This window comes from Photobacterium sp. WH77 (assembly GCF_022014395.1).
Taxonomy (GTDB): Bacteria; Pseudomonadota; Gammaproteobacteria; order Enterobacterales; family Vibrionaceae; genus Photobacterium; species Photobacterium arenosum.
Map to the genome: position 1 here is coordinate 183,234 of NZ_JAKLTE010000007.1, position 18,938 is coordinate 202,171.

The following is an 18,938-nucleotide window of genomic DNA, read 5'->3' on the forward strand; positions in this document are numbered from 1 at the left end:
GCTCACCCCGATGAGCCAGTTTCTCCACTGACAGCGAGCTATGAGCCAGAATAAGAAACAACAATTATTAGATGCCGCCCTCAGCCTCTTTACCCGGCAGGGTATTCAGGCCACTGCCACTGCCAAGATCGCCAAAGAAGCCGGAGTGGCCAATGGCACGTTGTTCCATCACTTTGCCAGTAAGCAGGTGCTGGTCGAAACCCTGTATCTGAGCATAAAAGCAGACATGGCAACGGCCCTGACACCACCGGACACCAGCCTGAGCGTGCAGGCGCAATTGCAGCATATCTGGCAAGCCGCCATCAACTGGGGACTTGCCCATCCGCAGCAGTTTCAGTTCCTGCGCCAGATGGCCAACGACCCGCAGTACCTGCTCAGCCAGCAGCATGCGATGCTTAGCCAGGCCCTGCCTTTCCTGCCGCAACTGATAGAGCAGGGACAACAGCAAGGGGAACTGGCAGACTGGCCGCAATCTCTGATGCTCAACACCTGCCACAGCCTGTTTTTTATCCACCGTCAGCCTGTTTGCCGAGCAACCGGCACTGGCGGCCGATCCCGCCTCACGTCAGGCGGCTTTTGATATGTTGTGGTACGGCATGGCCCGGCAAGCCTGATAGCAAACCACTATTGGCGATAAAAAATTCTTCTTTATCGCGACTTTTCATATATTCCTGACGGGAATTTCACGCTTGCTTCACGTTTTCTTCGTTATTCTGGCTACATAGATAGCACGATGACAGCGGCAAATCGTTGCTCAGCTGTCATACTGAAAACAGTCGCTGCTCCCATGAGCCCGATAACGGAGAACCCAGTCATGAAAAAAGTGATCTTCTTATTTGCCACTCTGGCCCTGCCCCTGGCCGCTACCGCCGCTCAGGGAGGCTACACAGGACCGAATGAAACCCAGGGCGTCAACTCAACCGTCGCCCAGGCTATGCAGGCCAAAGACGACGCGCGCGTCACCCTGACCGGCCATATCGTCGCCTCTCTCGGCGATGAAGACTACCGCTTCAAAGACAGCACAGGCGAAATGATCGTCGAAATCGACAACCACCTGTGGGGCGATAAGCAAGTCGGCCCGGAAACTCAGGTCACCCTGATGGGCGAAGTCGACAAAGACCTCAACGGCACCACAGTGGATGTGGATAGCGTGCAGATTGGGCAGTAAATAATGAGCCTAAACGACAAAGCCCCGCGATGCGGGGCTTTGTTCATTCAAGGCATTCAATACAGCGCAGCTTACACATGCTGGCCGGCGACAAAGCCGGAGCTCCAAGCCCACTGGAAGTTGTAGCCGCCGAGCCAGCCGCTGACGTCCATCACTTCGCCGATGAAATACAGCCCGGGCACGGTTTTGGCTTCCAGGGTCTTTGATGACAGGCCGTCGGTATCGACGCCGCCCAGAGTGACTTCGGCGGTGCGGTAGCCTTCGGTACCGTTGGGGGCGATCTGCCACTGGTGAAAATAGTCGTGCAGTGCCTGAACCTCTTTCGGGTTGAGCTGTTTGAGCGGTTTATCTTCGAGATCACCACGCTCAATCATGGCTTCCACCAGGCGTTTGGGCAGCAAACGGGACAGCGAATTTTTCAGGCTCTGGTTCGGGTGCTTATCACGCATCGCCTGCAGAGTGTCGTCGAGGCTGAGGGTCGGCAGCAAGTCGATAGAAACCGCCTGCCCCGGCTTCCAGTACGAGGAGACCTGCAAAATTGCCGGGCCAGATAAGCCGCGGTGGGTGAACAGAATATTTTCTTTGAAACTGGTGCCGTCGGCGGCCGTCACCACAGCGGGAACCGCGATACCGGACAGATCGGCAAAAGCGTCTTTGTCTTCGACATGCAGAGTAAAAGGCACCAGGCCGGCCGTGGTCGGGATCATTTTCAGGCCGAACTGCTCGGCAACCTGATAGCCAAACGGGGTGGCGCCGAGCTTGGGCATCGACAGACCGCCGGTGGCAATCACCAAAGATTCACAGGATACTGTGTCTGCGTTGATTTTCAGGTGAAAGCCGCTGTCGGTTTTACTGATATCCAGGACATCACTGCGATAACGCTGTTGTACCGTCGGCAAGTCGCATTCTTTGAGCAGCATCTCGACGATGTCTTTGGCCGAATCGAGACAGAACAGCTGGCCGTGATCCCGCTCTTCGTAGGCAATTTCGTGCTTGGCGATCATGGCGATGAAGTCCCACTGGGTGTACTGCGCCAGCGCCGATTTAGCAAAGTGCGGGTTGCGGCAGACATAGTTACTGGCCGTCACATCATAGTTGGTAAAGTTACAGCGGCCGCCGCCGGAGATCAGAATTTTCCGGCCCGGCTTTTTACCGTGTTCAACCACCAGCACAGAGCGGCCGCGTTTACCGGCCTCGGCGGCACACATCAGCCCGGCGGCACCAGCACCGATAATCACTACATCAAACTTTTCTGCCATTCTCTTATCCGCAATCCGACTCAGCGACAAAATAAAAAGGATGCGGTAATGACATGCATTACCTGGCATCCTTTTCAAGTGCGCGTATTTTACCCGTCTGCGGGCGGATTACCAAATCTGTCGGCAATAATCGATCAAATTCCCAGATAAGCGACGACAAAGATAGAAACCAGGAACACCATCAGGCTGGTACTGGCAAGGACAAACAGCTTGCGTACCTTGTCGCACTTGGCCATGAAAAGCTCGTCGTGGTGCTTATGGTACTGCTGGCTGCGGATGTAATGGAAAAGCCGGATTTGCTTGTTCACATTCCCCTGGGAGGAGAAAAAGCCCCGGCCGTCTACCTGCTGGTACAGCAGCGGGTCACAGTCACGCATCACCACCAGTAAGGTTTTCAGCGTGCTGACATAACGAGAGATATTGACTACAGCCACCAGAAACAGGGCCATCAGAATTGCATCACCACTAAACATAACACCCTCCGAACAACGACCATGGTTCTTTGCTGGCCGGGAAGGGTTGGGGGGTGCAAACAGCAGCGACGCACTTTCGGAAAGGGGCGCCGCCGTGCATTTCCCAGAGCCTGTTAGCCGGCCTGCTGACCCATGACAGAGCTGGATTCCTGCTTCGCCATGGCGGCAAGATCTTTGTCAATGAAGAACAAGGCTTTGCCGTCTTCACCCACCAGTTCGATCTTGTCCAGAATACCTTTAAACAATTTCTCTTCTTCGTGTTGCTCTGAAACATACCACTGTAAGAAGTTAAACGTTGAGTAGTCCTGAGTGGTAAACGCCACATGTGCCAGCTTGTTAATACGCTCAGTGATCAGTCGCTCATGTTCGTAAGTGGCGCGGAACACTTCACCCAGTGAACTGAACTCATGCTGCGGTGCTTCAATCGTACCCAGAATCGGCAATGCACCCGTCTCGCTGACATAGGTAAACAGACGTTGCATGTGCTGCATCTCTTCTGCTGCATGAATGCGCAGGAACTCTGCCGCTCCTTCAAAGCCCTTATCTTCGCACCATGCACTCATCTGCAGGTACAGGTTGGATGAAAAGAACTCCAAATTGATTTGTTCATTCAGTTTCTCAACCATTGCTTGAGCAAGCATCGAACTACTCCTTCCTAATCAAGTGTAATAAACACATTGTCACTATGCATAACTGAGTTTGCAACTCATACGACAAGGTATCATGCTTAACCTGCCGGTAAGCAATAAAAATCCCAAAACGATCCAACTGCTTACCTAACGTGTCACAGAATTTTCCGTTAGCGTCAGCAATGCGATCAGCACGGCATTTTTTACCCATACGCCATGCTAGCATATAAAAAACCTTACAGGAGAGCGGGTTATGACCTATCAACATATTCTGGTTGCGGTTGATTTATCTGAAGACAGTCACATTCTGGTCAGCAAAGGGGCTGCGCTGGCAGAGAAACTGGGGGCCAAGCTGTCTCTGATCCACATAGATACCAACTATGCCGAGCTGTATACCGGCCTGATTGATATCAACATGGCCGAAGCCCAGTACCGCATGGCGGATAACGCCCAGGAGCAATTGCAGGATCTGGCTAAAAAAGCAAACTATCCTGTAACTCATACTTTTGTCGGCAGCGGCGATCTGAGCGATGAAATCTGCAATACCATCAAACAGTCTGATGTTGATTTGATGATCTGCGGCCACCACCAGGATTTCTGGAGCAAAATTCTGTCTTCGACCAAACAGTTAATTAATCATACCCCGGTGGATTTACTGATGGTGCCGCTGCACTGATCACACCCCGTACAGATAACTATCCTGGCTGGCCACTGTGAACGCCAGCCAGTGCCTGATCTGGACAGACCAGCCTCTCATTGGCTATCACTGAATTTCGGTTACACTAGGCGGCCAAAATTCAAAGGACATGTCAAATGGGATACTTAACTGCGATTACGCTGCTCTGGGCGTTTTCCTTCAGCCTGATTGGGGTTTATCTGGCCGGGCAGGTCGATGCCTGGTTCTCGGTACTGACCCGGGTGGCACTGGCCGCCCTGGTATTCTTGCCGTTTCTGCGTCGTCAGCACCTGACGGTCAAGCTGGCACTGAAACTCATGGTGGTGGGTGCTTTTCAGCTCGGCATCATGTACTGCTTTTACTACCAGTCTTTCCTTTACCTGTCGGTGCCGGAAGTGCTGCTGTTCACCATTTTTACCCCCATTTATGTCACCCTCATTTATGATTTGCTGCAGCGCCGTTTTTCGGCCTGGTATCTGATCACCGCCGTCATTGCGGTATTAGGCGCCGCCGTCATCAAATTCGAAGGCATCAATGAAGACTTTGTGCTCGGTTTCCTGATTGTGCAGGGGGCTAACCTGTGCTTTGCCATCGGCCAGGTGGGTTACAAAGTCATCATGGAAAAAGAGCAGGCCGATCTGCCTCAGCACACGGTATTTGGCCTGTTCTATCTCGGTGCCGTCTGCGTGGCCCTGCCGATGTTTTTACTGTTCGGCAACACAGAAAAACTGCCGACCACCGACACCCAATGGGGCATTCTGGTGTATCTGGGTATTGTCGCTTCCGGTCTGGGCTATTTCATCTGGAATAAGGGAGCAACCCTGGTAAACGCCGGGGCGCTGGCTATCATGAACAACGCCCTGGTACCGGCGGGTCTTATCGTTAACCTCGTGATCTGGAACCGGGATGTCGACTACCCGCGTCTGATCGTGGGCGGCGCTATTATCCTGCTGTCGCTGTGGGTCAATGAAACCTGGGTCAAGCGCCGCGTCGCGGCCGCCCACGCCTGATAACTTTTCCCGCCTGTATAAAAAAGCCCCTGACATCCACCGATACCAGGGGCTTTTCTTTTTACCAGCAACAATCAGATAAAGGCGTAAGCGTCGGCATACATCCGCTCGCGATCGGCCCCTTTCTCAGCCGTAAACTGTTCACGGGCAGTACCCGCCATCTCAAAACGGCCACAGATATAAATGTCATAAGAAGACAGGCTGACAAAATCGTCATTCACCGCTTCGAGCACGTTACCCACTTTGCCCTGCCAGGCTGGTGGCGCACTTTCTACCACAGGGACATAAGTCAGATTAGCGTGCTTGGCAGCCAGTGCAACGAGCTCGTCATGGGCATACAGCTGGCATTCATCACGGCCGCCCCAGTACACAAAAATCGGCTGCTTCATGCCGCGGCTCAGGCAGTTATCCAGCAGGCTGCGCACGTAGGAAAAGCCCGTGCCGCCGGCAATCAGCAGCAAAGGCTGATTACTGTCTTCACGCAACCAGGCATCACCCAGCGGGGCTTCGACATCAAATGCCCTGCCGTCTTCCATCGCCTGACGCATGGCTTCCACCACTTCCATAGCATAGGGATTGTGGTCAGCCGCACCTATGTGCAGTTCCAGCTCGCCACTGCGGCAAGGGCTGCTGGCAATGGAAAATGCACGCTTGTCTTTTTCACCCATCACCGCCAGCAAATACTGCCCGGCTTTAAAATCAACCTGTTGCTTAGGTTGCAACAGGATACGGTACGTATTACACGCCAGTGACTCGACTGACTTCACTTCACACTGAATCGACATTCTGTTCCTCTATTCCAAAGTCAGTACCAGATCGCTGCGGGCCATAGCCAGGCAGGGAAATATCCATCCCTCAGCCTGCTCTTTCTCCGTCAGCACCGGTGCCAGCCGGTAAGTGACCTCACCCGCCAGCTTGCGGCATAAACAAGTGGCACACACCCCGACCTGACAGCGGTGGGGGAAAGCCAGTCCTGCCCGGCGTGCTGCGCTCAACAGGGTTTCCTCTTCCCCGACGCTGAACATGATGTCCTGCGGCAACACACGAACCTGATACATTGCGGTAAACCTTCTTGCTGCGTTATCCGGCGTTATTGCGCCAGAATACCCAGTTCATCCCAAATGGCGTCCACCTTAGCAACCACTTCCGGGTCTTTAATGATAGGTGTCCCCCACTCGCGCTGTGTTTCACCCTGCCATTTATTGGTGGCATCCAGACCCATCTTTGACCCCAGGCCAACCACAGGCGAGGCAAAATCCAGCGAATCGATCGGGGTGTTTTCTATCATCACAGTATCCCGCGCCGGATCCATCCGGGTGGTAATCGCCCAGATCACGTCATTCCAGTCACGGGCATTAACATCATCGTCACAGACTATCACGAACTTGGTGTACATGAACTGGCGAAGGAAAGACCACACGCCCATCATCACCCGCTTGGCATGGCCCGGATACTGTTTCTTCATTGTCACTACGGCCATACGGTAGGAACACCCTTCCGGCGGCAGGTAAAAATCGACAATTTCCGGAAACTGCTTTTGCAGAATCGGCACAAACACTTCATTGAGCGCCACGCCCAGCACAGCCGGTTCATCCGGCGGGCGGCCGGTATAGGTGCTGTGGTAAATCGGATCTTTGCGCATAGTCACGTGTGTGACGGTAAAAACGTGGTGGCTTTCCACTTCGTTGTAATACCCGGTATGGTCACCGTACGGGCCTTCGTCTGCGTATTCATTGGGATCAATATAGCCTTCCAGCACGATTTCTGCGCTGGCCGGCACATCCAGATCATTGCTGATGCTTTTGACCACCTCGGTCTTGCTGCCGCGCAGCAGACCGGCAAAGGCATACTCAGACAAGGTATCAGGCACAGGCGTTACCGCCCCGAGAATCGTTGCCGGATCGGCCCCAAAAGCGACAGAAACCGGAAATTTCTCGCCGGGATGGGCCTGCATGAACTCGCGCATGTCCAGCGCACCGCCTCGGTGAGCCAGCCAGCGCATGATCACTTTGTTCTTGCTCAGCTTCTGCTGACGGTAAATGCCCAGGTTCTGGCGTTTCTTTTCCGGGCCGCGGGTAATCGTCAGCCCCCAGGTCAGCAGCGGCGCCACATCGCCCGGCCAGCAACTCATGACCGGAATCTTATCGAGATCGACCTCATCGCCCTGCCAGACGATCTGCTGGCACGGCGCTTTGCTCAGGCGCTTGGCAGGCATATTAAGGACTTGCTTGAAGACCGGCAGCTTGTCGATGGCATCACGGAAGCCTTTCGGCGGTTCCGGCTCTTTGAGATACGCCAGCAGTTTGCCGACTTCCCGTAGCTCCAGCACATCCTCACGTCCCATGCCCATAGCAACCCGCTCGGTTGTGCCAAACAGGTTCGCCAGCACAGGGATATCGTAACCCACCGGATTTTCAAACAGTAATGCCGGTCCGCCTGCCCGCAGGGTGCGGTCGCAGATTTCAGTCATTTCATACCGGGGATCGATTGGCTGCTTGATGCGCTTAAGTTGCCCACGCTCTTCCAGGTAGGCGATAAAGTCGCGCAAATCATTGAGTTTCATTCCTGCACCCTATCTGTTTTGCTCGACCCGGCTTACGGACAGCCGGGATAAAAATAGGACACATTATATACTGAATCCCTGACAAGATGCTTGTGATGCAGGCATTTATTGGTGGTAAAACAAGGTACTGAAAAGAAATCTTCCCGCCCCTGCAGCGCACTGTACCGGGCATCAGGGCATGGATGCCGATAAAGCGGTTTCCAGATTACGCTTTAACGTGTAACTCTTAGTGCCTGCGGCGAGTGTGGTGAGCCAGCTAGCATGACCCTGATTGACCAGTTTACTGGCCACCAGCTCACCATCTTCCGGCTCGGACAGCTTGGCTAACAGAAAGATTTCCACCTCGTCCGGCAGTGGCTTGAGGGTAGCCAGTGCCTGGTATGCCTGAGCTTTCAGGGAGGGATTACGAGTTGCGGCCATCAGTTGGCTCACAGCCAGTTTGCCCGGCAGATCATCTGCCAGCCGGTTCAGCTCGGCCCGGCTGTACTGATCGGTGCGACGACGCCACAATTGCTGGTACAAACCTTCATCCCCGGTTATCGCGGCCAGCTTGGCCAGTAAGCCGTTATCAGACAGCCAAAGCAGTTGTCTGTCGGACAGAAACTGATCGGCAAGATACCTCACGCCTGTGCCGGACAGCGCAGAAAGCTGCGCCAGGGCAATATCGCGCCGGGTGCGCTGGGTATTGAGATCACCGGCCAGCCAGTCTGCCAGCACTAAATCACCGGCATCAACCTGACGGACAAAGGATTCCGCCAGCTGCTCACGCTGCCAGCGCTGCAACAGCTGGTGTGCCCGGGTACCGTAGGTAAATGCTGCCCGGGTAACCCGGTAGCCATCGCCCTGTTCTGTCAGGGTGAAACGTGATTGTCGGGCCGCTTGTGTTTCAAGCCAGGCGATCTTTTCATCATCCAGCTTTTTCAATGTATGGGCGTAGTCCACCAGTGCCGAACGCAGGGCTTCCTGCTCCAGCACAGAGAAATCAGCCAGCTGATAATTGAGCTGGGCAATATCACTTTCCCGGTACAGGGTTTTGAGCGATTTTAATGCCGGTGTGATGTCCTGCGTGACCTGCTGGTATTCCTGCTGACTGATTTCATCAGCCCTCAGGGGTAGCGCGACCAGCAGTAACCACAACCAGACCCACATGCCTCTTCCATGTTGCATGTTGCATACTCCATGTCATTGCTGACTTGATTCATTGTTGGTTCCCGAGCCGCTGAGCATCAGGTCCATTTCAGCCCACCTTCCTGGCAGACCGGCAAAGTCTGAAAGAGGATAACCTCAGTCGTCAATTGAATGCTGTTTCAAACAACATGCCGATATTATCAGCAATAAAAAAACGCCACACAAGGTGGCGTTTATACAATCTGTGACATCAAGCCAATGGAATCAGGACTTCTGACGACGCATCGCTTCGAAGAACTCGTCGTTGGTCTTGGTCATGCCCAGCTTGTCGATCAGGAATTCCATGCTGTCGGTCTCATTCATTGGATGAACGATCTTACGCAGGATCCACATCTTCTGCAGCTCATCCGGCTTGGCCAGCAGCTCTTCACGACGGGTACCGGAACGGTTGAAGTCAATCGCAGGGAATACTCGCTTCTCGGCAATCTTACGCGACAGGTGCAGTTCCATGTTACCTGTACCTTTAAACTCTTCGTAGATCACTTCGTCCATCTTAGAACCGGTATCAACCAGTGCCGTCGCGATGATGGTCAGGCTACCGCCTTCTTCCACATTACGGGCCGCACCGAAGAAACGCTTCGGACGGTGCAGGGCGTTGGCGTCGACACCACCGGTCAGTACTTTACCGGAAGATGGCACCACTGTGTTGTACGCACGGGCCAGACGGGTAATAGAATCCAGCAGGATAACCACATCTTTTTTATGCTCAACCAGTCGCTTGGCCTTTTCGATCACCATTTCGGCAACCTGAACGTGGCGGGAAGCCGGCTCGTCAAAGGTAGAAGCAATCACTTCGCCTTTTACCAGACGCTGCATCTCGGTCACTTCTTCAGGACGCTCGTCAATCAGCAGCACCATCAGCTCACACTCTGGGTGATTGTAAGCAATGCTCTGTGCAATGTTCTGCAACAGCATAGTCTTACCCGCTTTTGGCGGTGCAACAATCAGACCACGCTGACCCTTACCGATAGGTGAGGCCAGATCCAGTACACGAGCAGTAATGTCTTCGGTTGAGCCGTTACCACGTTCCATACGCATGCGATCATTGGCGTGCAGCGGGGTAAGGTTTTCAAACAGGATCTTGTTGCGGGCGTTGTCTGGTTTGTCGTGGTTTACTTCGTTGACTTTCAGCAGGGCAAAGTAGCGTTCACCGTCTTTTGGTGGCCGGATTTTACCTGAAATGGTATCACCGGTACGCAGGTTGAAGCGGCGAATCTGGCTTGGTGAGACATAAATATCATCCGGGCCTGCCAGGTATGAACTGTCTGCGCTACGAAGGAAGCCAAAGCCGTCCTGCAGAATTTCCAAAACCCCGTCGCCAAAAATGTCCTCACCACTTTTCGCGTGCTGTTTGAGAATGGCAAAGATGATGTCCTGTTTTCTCAAACGCGCTAGGTTTTCGAGTCCTAAGCTTTCGCCGAGCGCAACCAACTTTGAGATAGGCTGGTTCTTCAGTTCTGTAAGATTCATAGTGGTGGGTTTCTTGTCAGTCAAATTAGGGGTTCTATGGTTAATTGAGAAAAGCTTCGACCAATGGGGCTGGTCAAGAAATGAACTGTCGTATAATTTACGTGCAATAACTTAGCACTAAAGCCAGCATCCGTCTAGTGGCCTGAAAAAGACACCGCGTACAAAAGGATCATTGTACGCGGTTTCGCGTTACTGTAGGCCAATTACAGGTTGGCGTCCAGAAACTCTTTCAGTTGAGACTTAGACAGTGCGCCGACTTTGGTCGCAGCCACATTGCCGTCTTTGAACAGCAACAGAGTCGGAATACCACGGATACCAAATTTTGGTGGTGTCGCGGCATTGTGATCTATGTTCAGCTTTCCGATAGTCAGCTTGTCTTGGTACTCGTCTGCGATTTCGTCAAGAATTGGCGCGATCATTTTACACGGTCCGCACCACTCAGCCCAAAAATCGACTAAAACTGGGCCTGCAGCGTTAATCACATCGTTATCAAAACTTGCGTCTGTCAGCTGCACAATCTTGTCGCTCATCTTCCACTCCAATGGTTGATTTTCAACGCTGATTCTATTTTAACCAGCAAATCGATGCCCTATTTGAATTGAATACGTTTCGTATTGCAACCCTAAGCTGATATTCTATACGAATGAAGACGACTCATATCACAGAGCAGAAATTTGCCGACCTGGGACTAAACCCCCTGGTTTTACAAGGACTGGAAGACAAGGGGTTTCATAACTGCACCCCTATCCAGGCCCTGGCATTGCCGGTATTGCTCTCCGGCCGTGACATTGCTGGTCAGGCACAAACAGGGACTGGTAAGACCCTGGCTTTCCTGACAGCGACCTTTAACCACTTGATGCTGAACCCAGCATCCGAGGAGCGAAAAACCAATCAGCCCCGTGCAATTATTATGGCACCTACACGGGAACTGGCCATTCAGATTTACAATGATGCCGCACCGTTGCTGGCAAGCACTGGCCTGAAAGCCGGTCTGGCTTATGGTGGCGAAGCGTACGAAAAACAGAAACAGCACCTGGAAAACGGTGTAGATATTCTGATCGGCACCTGTGGCCGTATCATCGATTTCTACAAGCAGCGTGTGATAGATCTGCACAGCATTCAGGTTGTGGTACTGGATGAAGCCGACCGTATGTTCGATCTGGGCTTTATCAAAGATATCCGTTTCCTGTTCCGACGTATGCCAAGCCCGAAAGGACGCCTGAACATGCTGTTCTCTGCCACCCTGTCATACCGGGTCAAAGAGCTGGCGTTCGAGCACATGAACAACCCGGAAAGTGTGGTGGTTGAGCCTGAGCAAAAAACCGGTCACCGTATCCAGGAAGAGCTGTTCTACCCGTCCAATCAGGACAAAATGCGTTTGCTGCAGACCCTGATCGAAGAAGACTGGCCGGATCGCGCCATCATTTTTGCCAACACCAAACACCGTTGTGAAGACATCTGGGCGCACCTGGAAGCCGATAACCACCGTGTTGGCCTGCTGACCGGCGACGTGCCGCAGAAAAAGCGCGTACGCATTCTGGAGCAGTTCACCCAAGGTGAAGTTGATATCCTGGTGGCAACCGACGTCGCGGCGCGCGGTCTGCACATTCCTCAGGTGACTCACGTCTTTAACTACGATCTGCCTGACGATGCCGAAGACTATGTTCACCGTATTGGCCGTACCGGTCGTGCCGGCGAAAGCGGTCATTCCATCAGCTTTGCCTGTGAAGAATACGCCATTAATCTGACGGCGATTGAAACCTACATCGAGCACACGATTCCGCAATCAAAATACGATGCCGAAGCGCTGCTGGATGATCTGCCGCCACCGGTAAAATTCCAGCGGGCACCTCGCCAGAGCGGTGGTCGTCGCAACAGTGGTTCCCGTCAGGGACAAGGACAGGGACGCCAGCGCAGTAATAACCGCCGTCGCTCACCACAGAAAACACAGTAACTGAAGAAGACGCTATGGAAAGTTGTGTCGTATCCCCGCTGTATGCAGCCATTGACCTTGGCTCTAACAGTTTTCACATGTGGATCGTGCGTGAAGTCGCAGGCAGTGTGCATACGCTGGCTAAAATCAAGCGCAAAGTACGGCTGGCAGCCGGCCTTAACGGCCAGAATGAACTGAGCCAGGAAGCCATGCAGCGCGGCTGGGAATGCCTGGCAATGTTTGCAGAACGATTGCAGGATATTCCGGCTGAACGGGTCCGCATTGTTGGTACCGCGGCACTGCGAACCGCCGTGAATGCCGAAGACTTTCTTTCCAGAGCCATCAGTATACTGGGTCACCCCATCGACATTATTCCTGGTGAAGAGGAAGCACGCATTATCTACCAGGGCGTTGCACACACCTCTGGCGGTCAGGGAAAACGCCTGGTCGTCGATATCGGTGGGGCCAGTACTGAAGTCATTATCGGTGAAGGTTTTGATGCCAAGGCACTGACCAGCCTGAAAATGGGTTGTGTCACCTGGCTGGAACGCTATTTCAAAGACAGGCACTTGTCAGCCGACAATTTCAGCGCGGCAATCCTGGCGGCAAAACAAGCCATTGCGCCTATCGTGGAGCCCTACCGCAAACTGGGTTGGGACCACTGTGTCGGCGCCAGCGGCACCGTACAGGCGCTGCAGGAAATCATGGTTGCCCAGGGCATGGACGAGCTGATCACCCTGTCTAAACTCAAGCGTCTGCAGCGTCAGGCCATGCAATACGAACGCCTGGAAGATCTTGATATTGAAGGGCTGACATTAGAACGGGCCCTGGTGTTTCCGAGTGGCCTGTCGATTCTGATCGCCTTGTTTGAATCGCTGGACATCCAAACCATGACACTGGCCGGCGGCGCCCTGCGCGAAGGCATGGTGTATGACATGATGAGCCAGATGCGTCACGACGATGTGCGAGCCAGAACCCTGAACAGCCTGCAATACCGTTTTCAGATTGATACCGAACATGCGCAAACCGTGGCCGACACCGCGCAGGCTTTACTGGAGGACTGTCAGCCCGCCTGGCAGACCGATGAGCAAGCCCGCTCTTTGCTCCAGTCCAGCGCCATCTTGCACGAAATAGGCACAGGTATCTGCTTCAAGCAAAACGGCGATCATGCCGCCTATCTGGTCCAGCATCTGGACTTGCCCGGTTTTACCCGCGCGCAGAAACACCTGCTGGGCGAGCTGCTGCGCAGGCACAGGGACAACCTGACCAGCCTGCCGGAACAGCATGCCATCCCCGCAATCAACGCTGTGCGTATCTTGCGCCTGCTGCGCCTGGCGGTCATTCTCTGCCACCGGCGTGACAGCCAGCACCAGCCCCCTGCGCACCTGACGGTCGATGACAATCAGCTCACCCTGATACTGCCAAAAGCCTGGCTGACAGCCAATCCGCTGACTGATGCTGAGTTACAACAGGAAGCCCACCGCCAAAGCGATCTCGGCTGGCCACTGCAGATCAGCGAAGAAAGCTGAACACCTGCCACATAACACTGTGGCTCAAGACAATGCTCATAAAAAAGGCTCCCGACGGGAGCCTTGTCTGATCGTAGAATCGAGTATCTTTAACCTGTGATACCGCTGTGACGCAGCAGGGCATCGATCTTAGGCTCGCGGCCGCGGAAGCGTTTGAACAAATCCATCGGCTCCTCACTGCCACCGCGCTCAAGAATACAGGCCAGGAAATCCGCCCCGGTTTGCGGGTTAAAAATACCTTCTTCCTCGAAGCGGGAATAGGCATCGGATGACAATACTTCAGCCCACAGGTAACTGTAGTAGCCCGCGCTGTAACCACCAGCAAAGATATGGCCGAAACTGTGCGGGAATCGGCCCCATTCCGGGCTTGGTAGCACAGACACCTGACGCTTGATAGCAGCCAGTGTATCGAGCACCTGCGCGCCCGTTTCCGGATCGTAATTGGTGTAGAGTGAGAAATCGAACAGACCGAATTCCAGCTGGCGCAGCATACCCAGTGCAGAATGGAAATTCTTCGCCGCCAGCATTTTCCCCAGCAATTCGGCCGGCAAAGGCTCACCGGTTTCATAATGGCCGGAGATAAAAGCCAGCGCCTCTTCTTCCCAGCACCAGTTTTCCAGGAACTGACTCGGCAGTTCTACCGCATCCCAGGGCACACCATTGATGCCAGAGACCGAAGACTCATCAACCTTGGTCAGCATATGGTGAATACCGTGGCCGGTTTCGTGGAACAGGGTCACCACTTCATCGTGGGTAAACAGCGCTGGCTTACCGCCAACCGGTTTGTTGAAGTTACAGGTCAGGTAGGCCACCGGGTGCTGCAGACTGCCGTCCTGACGCACGCGGCGCACGATACATTCGTCCATCCAGGCACCACCGCGCTTGTGCTCGCGGGCATACAGATCCAGGTAGAAACTGCCGCGCAGTTCGCCGCTGGCATCAAAAATATCGTAGAAACGGACACTCGGATCCCAGACATCCACGCCTTCACGCTCAGTCACTGTCATGCCAAAGACACGCTTGAGCACCTCAAACAAGCCGGACACCACTTTCTGCTCCGGGAAATACGGCCGCAGCTGCTCATCGGAAATGCTGTATCTGTGCTGTTTCAGTTTCTCGGCATAGTAAGGAATATCCCAGGGCTCCAGTGCATCGGCACCGAACTCGCTGCGGGCAAACTCACGCAGCTCTGCCACTTCCTGTTCGCCCTGCGGCTTAGCGCGGGCGGCCAGATCATTGAGGAACCCCAGCACCTGATCGGTGGATTCCGCCATCTTGGTGGCCAGCGACTTCTCGCTGTAGGTATTAAAGCCCAGCAAACGGGCCAGTTCATGGCTGAGTTTGAGTTTTTCAGCAATGATTTCACTGTTATCCCATTTGCCCGCGTTCGGGCCGCGATCCGAGGCACGGGTCACGAAGGCTTCGTACATTTCACGGCGCAGTTCGCGATTATCACAGTAGCTCATGACAGGCAGGTAGGAGGGAATTTCCAACGTAAACAGATAACCCTGCTCACCTTTGTCTTCCGCCGCCGCCGCGGCCGCTTGCAATGCCGACTCCGGCAGGCCCGACAACTCGCCGGCATCGGCAATCAGCTTGCTCCAGCCCATAGTGGCATCGAGCACATTGTTGCTGAAAGATGACGACAGCTCAGACAAACGCTTGCTGATTTCACCATAACGGTGCTGTTCACTCGCGGGCAGGCCGATGCCCGACAACTCGAAGTCTTTCAGTGCATCGGTAATGGATTTTTTCTGCGCCTGAGACAGGGTCGCAAACGCATCGCTGTGGCGGATACTTTTGTAGGCTTCATACAGACCCTTGTGCTGACCCAGCCAGGTGCTGTAGTCCGACAGCATGGGCAGACAGCTTTCATAGGCCTCGCGCAGTTCCGGGCTGTTTTTCACCCCATTGAGATGGCCCACCGGTGACCAGATGCGATTCAGACGATCATCGGTTTCCGCCAGCGGCGCACAAATGCTGTCCCAGCTGGGTGTCTCGCCGCTGGCCAGGACGTCTTCTACCTTGGCCCGGCAGTCTTTAATGGCCTGCTCAACCGCAGGAAAGATGTGTTCGGGTTTGATTTGCGAAAACAGGGGCAGATCTGTCATGGTCAGTAATGGGTTCGACATCAGCGTATCCTTTTTAAGTAGGTTCCTGAGGAAATGCGTCTGCATAAGGGGATTTTCAATCCCTTCGCGCAATTTAGGCTCGTAGTTCACTCTATTTTAGTGGCCGCGAGGATGACAGACCACAATCCCGCTGCATAATCGGCCGGATTACGCCATAATAACGCCCTTCGTCGACCATCACAGAGTAACCCATGCTGAGTTATCGCCACAGTTTTCACGCCGGCAACCATGCTGACGTGATCAAACACATAGTCCAAAGCCTGATCCTTGATGCGCTCAAGCAAAAGGACAAACCTTTTGTGTATCACGACACCCACTCGGGTGTGGGGCGTTATGATCTGCAGGATGAGCGCAGTGAAAAAACCGGCGAATACCTGCAAGGCATTGCACGCCTGTGGCAGCGCGACGATCTGCCGGAAGCACTGGCCTCTTACCTGGATGCCATCCGGGTTCTGAACCAGGGTGACACCCTGCGCTACTACCCGGGTTCACCCAAGGTGGCCCGCGCCCAGATCCGTGACCAGGACCGCATGATCCTGACCGAACTGCACCCAACCGATTTCCCGCTGCTGCTGCAGGAGTTTCGCGGCGATCGTCAGGTACGTATCTACAAAGAAGACGGTTTTGCCCGCCTCAAAGCCAGCTTGCCGCCCAAAGAACGGCGTGGTCTGGTGCTGATCGACCCGCCCTACGAGCTGAAACACGAGTACATGGATGTGGTGAAAGCCATAGGTCAGAGCGTCAGACGCTGGGCGACCGGCACTTATGCCATCTGGTACCCTGTGGTATACCGCAGCAATATCGACGCCATGCTGGAAGAGCTGGAGAACCTGGGGATCCGCAACATTCTGCAGATTGAACTGGGTGTCGAGCCGGATACCGAAGAGCGTGGCATGACGGCCTCGGGCATGATTGTCATCAACCCGCCGTGGAAGCTGGAAAGCCAGATGGCTGCCCTGCTGCCCTGGCTGCAGTCTGTGATTGCACCCACCCGCGGCCACACCACACTGCGCTGGGTGGTGCCGGAATAATCCCCGCCGTTTAATGATCTCCGGTGCAAAGCCAGGCATGCTGCACCGGAATGATTGGCCCTTCCCTTGCTTCCCGGCATCAAGATCACCACAGATTCCACGGCAAAGACGTCAGTTTCGCCGAACCTAGCATCTGAAGGCGACTTAGGTATACACTGTCGTCCAGCTAAGATTTCACAGCATAGAGAGAACAGTCATGGCAACGCATTTTGATTACATCTGTATTGGTGGCGGCAGCGGCGGGATTGCATCAGCTAACCGCGCGGCAATGTACGGCGCAAAAGTCGCGCTGATTGAAGCCAAAGCCCTGGGCGGCACCTGTGTCAACGTCGGTTGTGTACCGAAAAAAGTGATGTGGCACGGCGCTCAGATTGCAGAAGCCATGCATCTGTATGCCAAAGATTACGGCTTTGACGTGGACGTGAAAAACTTCAACTGGGCAACCCTGGTGGAAAGTCGCGAAGCCTATATCGGCCGCATCCATCAGGCCTACGATAACGTGCTGGGCAAGAACAAGATTGAAGTGATCAACGGCTTTGCCAAATTCGTAGATGCCAAAACCGTGGAAGTGAACGGCCAGCATTTCACTGCCGATCATATTCTGATTGCCGTTGGCGGTGAGCCAACCATCCCGGACATTCCGGGTGCGGAACACGGTATCGACTCTAACGGCTTCTTCGAGCTGACCGAGCAGCCTAAACGTACTGCTGTTATCGGCGCCGGTTACATCGCAGTCGAAATCGCCGGTGTGCTGAGCGCGCTGGGTACAGATACCCACCTGTTCGTACGTAAAGAATCGCCGCTGCGCAGCTTCGATCCCATGATTGTCGACACCCTGGTCGAAGTCATGAACAACGAAGGCCCGACCCTGCACACCCACTCAGTGCCCAAAGAAGTGGTGAAAGAAGCCGATGGCACCACCACGCTGCATTTTGAAAACGGCGACTCACACAATACCGATCTGCTGATCTGGGCCATCGGCCGCAACCCTGTGACGCACAAAATCAACCTGAACGCGACCGGTGTGGAAACCACAGGCAAAGGCTACATCAAGGTCGATGAATATCAGCAGACCAATGTGCCTGGCATCTACTGTGTCGGCGACATCATGGACGGCGGCATCGAGCTGACTCCTGTGGCCGTCAAAGCCGGCCGTCAGTTGTCTGAGCGCCTGTTCAACAACAAGCCAGACGCCAAGATGGACTACAAACTGGTGCCAACCGTGGTCTTCAGCCATCCGCCAATCGGCACTATTGGCCTGACGGAGCAGGAAGCCATCGCCCAGTACGGCGAAGAGAATGTGAAAGTGTACCAGTCCGGCTTTACGGCCATGTACACAGCCGTCACCAGCCACCGCCAGCCTTGTAAGATGAAACTGGTCTGCGCCGGCCCGGAAGAAACTGTAGTCGGCCTGCACGGCATTGGTTATACCGTAGACGAAATGATCCAGGGCTTCGGCGTTGCCATGAAGATGGGCGCCACCAAAGCCGATTTCGACAGCGTGGTTGCCATCCACCCAACCGGCTCGGAAGAGTTTGTTACCATGCGTTAATCCCTCAGGATCACGTTCAGCATTAACATACAAAAGACCAGCGGAATTGCTGGTCTTTTTATGTCCTCGTCACCTCAGCGCTGTTACAACATGTCGCGCTGTTTATACTCTTCCGTGTATTCGGGTAAAGATACTGTTGTGGTCATATTGCAACACTCACTCGTATTAGCCTTAGGCTCATTCTGAACGTTAATCTGCAAACCGAATATATTGCTTCAACACTTTTTCAATGTGAGGAAAGTCTGATGCCTTACATTGAAAACCAAACCAATAGAGGTTATATAATTTCTGGTCATCAAAACTTGGAATATCGCACATAAATGTA

General features: G+C 53.9%; 17 protein-coding genes and 1 pseudogene. 8 read left to right on the forward strand and 10 right to left on the reverse strand.

Features of this window, described 5'->3' with window-relative positions; genetic code table 11:
- Positions 1–40: 40 nt before the first annotated feature.
- Together L6J37_RS10175 and L6J37_RS10180 are read left to right on the forward strand one after the other, a co-directional pair.
- Positions 41–580 (forward strand): TetR/AcrR family transcriptional regulator, encoded by a 540-nt coding sequence (locus L6J37_RS10175; RefSeq protein WP_237794959.1) that lies wholly within the window; start codon positions 41–43, stop codon positions 578–580.
- A gap of 207 nt (positions 581–787) precedes the next feature.
- Positions 788–1,168 (forward strand): NirD/YgiW/YdeI family stress tolerance protein, encoded by a 381-nt coding sequence (locus L6J37_RS10180; protein WP_237794960.1) that lies wholly within the window; start codon positions 788–790, stop codon positions 1,166–1,168.
- 71 nt (positions 1,169–1,239) lie between these two features.
- Here L6J37_RS10180 and L6J37_RS10185 read toward each other — a convergent pair whose 3' ends face one another.
- The 3 genes from L6J37_RS10185 to ftnA all read right to left on the reverse strand — a co-directional run bounded on the left by L6J37_RS10185 (position 1,240) and on the right by ftnA (position 3,541).
- Positions 1,240–2,427 carry an NAD(P)/FAD-dependent oxidoreductase gene (locus L6J37_RS10185; RefSeq protein ID WP_237794961.1) on the reverse strand — a complete coding sequence of 396 codons (1,188 nt, stop codon included), beginning with the start codon at positions 2,425–2,427 and terminating at the stop codon, positions 1,240–1,242.
- A 134-nt stretch (positions 2,428–2,561) separates the two neighbouring features.
- Positions 2,562–2,900, reverse strand: coding sequence for a universal stress protein UspB (gene uspB, locus L6J37_RS10190; protein ID WP_046220460.1), 339 nt, complete (start codon positions 2,898–2,900; stop codon positions 2,562–2,564).
- Positions 2,901–3,013: 113 nt separating this feature from the next.
- Positions 3,014–3,541: a non-heme ferritin gene (ftnA, locus tag L6J37_RS10195; RefSeq protein ID WP_027250494.1), complete on the reverse strand. Its 528-nt coding sequence runs from the start codon at positions 3,539–3,541 to the stop codon at positions 3,014–3,016.
- A 241-nt stretch (positions 3,542–3,782) separates the two neighbouring features.
- Here ftnA and L6J37_RS10200 point away from each other — a divergent pair, with 241 nt between their 5' ends.
- Positions 3,783–4,205 carry a universal stress protein gene (locus L6J37_RS10200; RefSeq protein WP_027250492.1) on the forward strand — a complete coding sequence of 141 codons (423 nt, stop codon included), beginning with the start codon at positions 3,783–3,785 and terminating at the stop codon, positions 4,203–4,205.
- Positions 4,206–4,342: 137 nt separating this feature from the next.
- A complete protein-coding gene (locus L6J37_RS10205) occupies positions 4,343–5,215 on the forward strand; it encodes a carboxylate/amino acid/amine transporter (protein WP_192016062.1) in 873 nt (290 codons plus the stop codon).
- A gap of 74 nt (positions 5,216–5,289) precedes the next feature.
- Here the strand turns inward: L6J37_RS10205 and fre are convergent, their stop codons facing one another.
- The 6 genes and pseudogenes from fre to trxA form a co-directional block, all read right to left on the reverse strand.
- Complete coding sequence (gene fre, locus L6J37_RS10210) at positions 5,290–6,000, reverse strand: NAD(P)H-flavin reductase (protein ID WP_218384554.1); 711 nt, start codon at positions 5,998–6,000, stop codon at positions 5,290–5,292.
- Positions 6,001–6,009: 9 nt separating this feature from the next.
- Positions 6,010–6,273 carry a 2Fe-2S iron-sulfur cluster-binding protein gene (locus L6J37_RS10215; protein WP_237794962.1) on the reverse strand — a complete coding sequence of 88 codons (264 nt, stop codon included), beginning with the start codon at positions 6,271–6,273 and terminating at the stop codon, positions 6,010–6,012.
- A gap of 53 nt (positions 6,274–6,326) precedes the next feature.
- Positions 6,327–7,778 (reverse strand): annotated as a pseudogene (gene ubiD / locus L6J37_RS10220) (4-hydroxy-3-polyprenylbenzoate decarboxylase); the annotation flags it as partial.
- Between the two features lie 171 nt (positions 7,779–7,949).
- Positions 7,950–8,945: a hypothetical protein gene (locus tag L6J37_RS10225; protein WP_218384556.1), complete on the reverse strand. Its 996-nt coding sequence runs from the start codon at positions 8,943–8,945 to the stop codon at positions 7,950–7,952.
- Between the two features lie 225 nt (positions 8,946–9,170).
- On the reverse strand, positions 9,171–10,436 hold the full coding sequence (rho, locus tag L6J37_RS10230; protein WP_046220468.1) for a transcription termination factor Rho: 1,266 nt from the start codon (positions 10,434–10,436) through the stop codon (positions 9,171–9,173).
- Positions 10,437–10,639: 203 nt separating this feature from the next.
- Positions 10,640–10,966 carry a thioredoxin TrxA gene (gene trxA / locus L6J37_RS10235; protein ID WP_046220469.1) on the reverse strand — a complete coding sequence of 109 codons (327 nt, stop codon included), beginning with the start codon at positions 10,964–10,966 and terminating at the stop codon, positions 10,640–10,642.
- A gap of 113 nt (positions 10,967–11,079) precedes the next feature.
- Here trxA and rhlB point away from each other — a divergent pair, with 113 nt between their 5' ends.
- Together rhlB and gppA are read left to right on the forward strand one after the other, a co-directional pair.
- Positions 11,080–12,390: an ATP-dependent RNA helicase RhlB gene (gene rhlB, locus L6J37_RS10240; RefSeq protein WP_027250484.1), complete on the forward strand. Its 1,311-nt coding sequence runs from the start codon at positions 11,080–11,082 to the stop codon at positions 12,388–12,390.
- A gap of 14 nt (positions 12,391–12,404) precedes the next feature.
- On the forward strand, positions 12,405–13,898 hold the full coding sequence (gene gppA, locus L6J37_RS10245; protein WP_237794963.1) for a guanosine-5'-triphosphate,3'-diphosphate diphosphatase: 1,494 nt from the start codon (positions 12,405–12,407) through the stop codon (positions 13,896–13,898).
- A gap of 89 nt (positions 13,899–13,987) precedes the next feature.
- On the opposite strand, the gene prlC is transcribed toward gppA, so the two are convergent.
- Complete coding sequence (gene prlC, locus L6J37_RS10250; RefSeq protein WP_237794965.1) at positions 13,988–16,030, reverse strand: oligopeptidase A; 2,043 nt, start codon at positions 16,028–16,030, stop codon at positions 13,988–13,990.
- A gap of 191 nt (positions 16,031–16,221) precedes the next feature.
- Here prlC and L6J37_RS10255 point away from each other — a divergent pair, with 191 nt between their 5' ends.
- Together L6J37_RS10255 and gorA are read left to right on the forward strand one after the other, a co-directional pair.
- Positions 16,222–17,061 carry a 23S rRNA (adenine(2030)-N(6))-methyltransferase RlmJ gene (locus L6J37_RS10255; protein WP_192016069.1) on the forward strand — a complete coding sequence of 280 codons (840 nt, stop codon included), beginning with the start codon at positions 16,222–16,224 and terminating at the stop codon, positions 17,059–17,061.
- Positions 17,062–17,257: 196 nt separating this feature from the next.
- Positions 17,258–18,613, forward strand: coding sequence for a glutathione-disulfide reductase (gene gorA, locus L6J37_RS10260; RefSeq protein WP_237794967.1), 1,356 nt, complete (start codon positions 17,258–17,260; stop codon positions 18,611–18,613).
- Positions 18,614–18,938: the final 325 nt, after the last annotated feature.

What these genes read in the sequence shown, in the direction of transcription:
- L6J37_RS10225 (WP_218384556.1), bottom strand. Translation starts at nt 8,945, where the DNA reads ATGCAACATGGAAGAGGCATGTGGGTCTGGTTGTGGTTACTGCTGGTC.
- gppA (WP_237794963.1), top strand. Translation starts at nt 12,405, where the DNA reads ATGGAAAGTTGTGTCGTATCCCCGCTGTATGCAGCCATTGACCTTGGC.
- L6J37_RS10200 (WP_027250492.1), top strand. Translation starts at nt 3,783, where the DNA reads ATGACCTATCAACATATTCTGGTTGCGGTTGATTTATCTGAAGACAGT.
- L6J37_RS10205 (WP_192016062.1), top strand. Translation starts at nt 4,343, where the DNA reads ATGGGATACTTAACTGCGATTACGCTGCTCTGGGCGTTTTCCTTCAGC.
- L6J37_RS10175 (WP_237794959.1), top strand. Translation starts at nt 41, where the DNA reads ATGAGCCAGAATAAGAAACAACAATTATTAGATGCCGCCCTCAGCCTC.
- ftnA (WP_027250494.1), bottom strand. Translation starts at nt 3,541, where the DNA reads ATGCTTGCTCAAGCAATGGTTGAGAAACTGAATGAACAAATCAATTTG.
- trxA (WP_046220469.1), bottom strand. Translation starts at nt 10,966, where the DNA reads ATGAGCGACAAGATTGTGCAGCTGACAGACGCAAGTTTTGATAACGAT.
- L6J37_RS10185 (WP_237794961.1), bottom strand. Translation starts at nt 2,427, where the DNA reads ATGGCAGAAAAGTTTGATGTAGTGATTATCGGTGCTGGTGCCGCCGGG.
- prlC (WP_237794965.1), bottom strand. Translation starts at nt 16,030, where the DNA reads ATGTCGAACCCATTACTGACCATGACAGATCTGCCCCTGTTTTCGCAA.
- uspB (WP_046220460.1), bottom strand. Translation starts at nt 2,900, where the DNA reads ATGTTTAGTGGTGATGCAATTCTGATGGCCCTGTTTCTGGTGGCTGTA.
- L6J37_RS10215 (WP_237794962.1), bottom strand. Translation starts at nt 6,273, where the DNA reads ATGTATCAGGTTCGTGTGTTGCCGCAGGACATCATGTTCAGCGTCGGG.
- rhlB (WP_027250484.1), top strand. Translation starts at nt 11,080, where the DNA reads ATGAAGACGACTCATATCACAGAGCAGAAATTTGCCGACCTGGGACTA.
- fre (WP_218384554.1), bottom strand. Translation starts at nt 6,000, where the DNA reads ATGTCGATTCAGTGTGAAGTGAAGTCAGTCGAGTCACTGGCGTGTAAT.
- L6J37_RS10255 (WP_192016069.1), top strand. Translation starts at nt 16,222, where the DNA reads ATGCTGAGTTATCGCCACAGTTTTCACGCCGGCAACCATGCTGACGTG.
- rho (WP_046220468.1), bottom strand. Translation starts at nt 10,436, where the DNA reads ATGAATCTTACAGAACTGAAGAACCAGCCTATCTCAAAGTTGGTTGCG.
- L6J37_RS10180 (WP_237794960.1), top strand. Translation starts at nt 788, where the DNA reads ATGAGCCCGATAACGGAGAACCCAGTCATGAAAAAAGTGATCTTCTTA.
- gorA (WP_237794967.1), top strand. Translation starts at nt 17,258, where the DNA reads ATGGCAACGCATTTTGATTACATCTGTATTGGTGGCGGCAGCGGCGGG.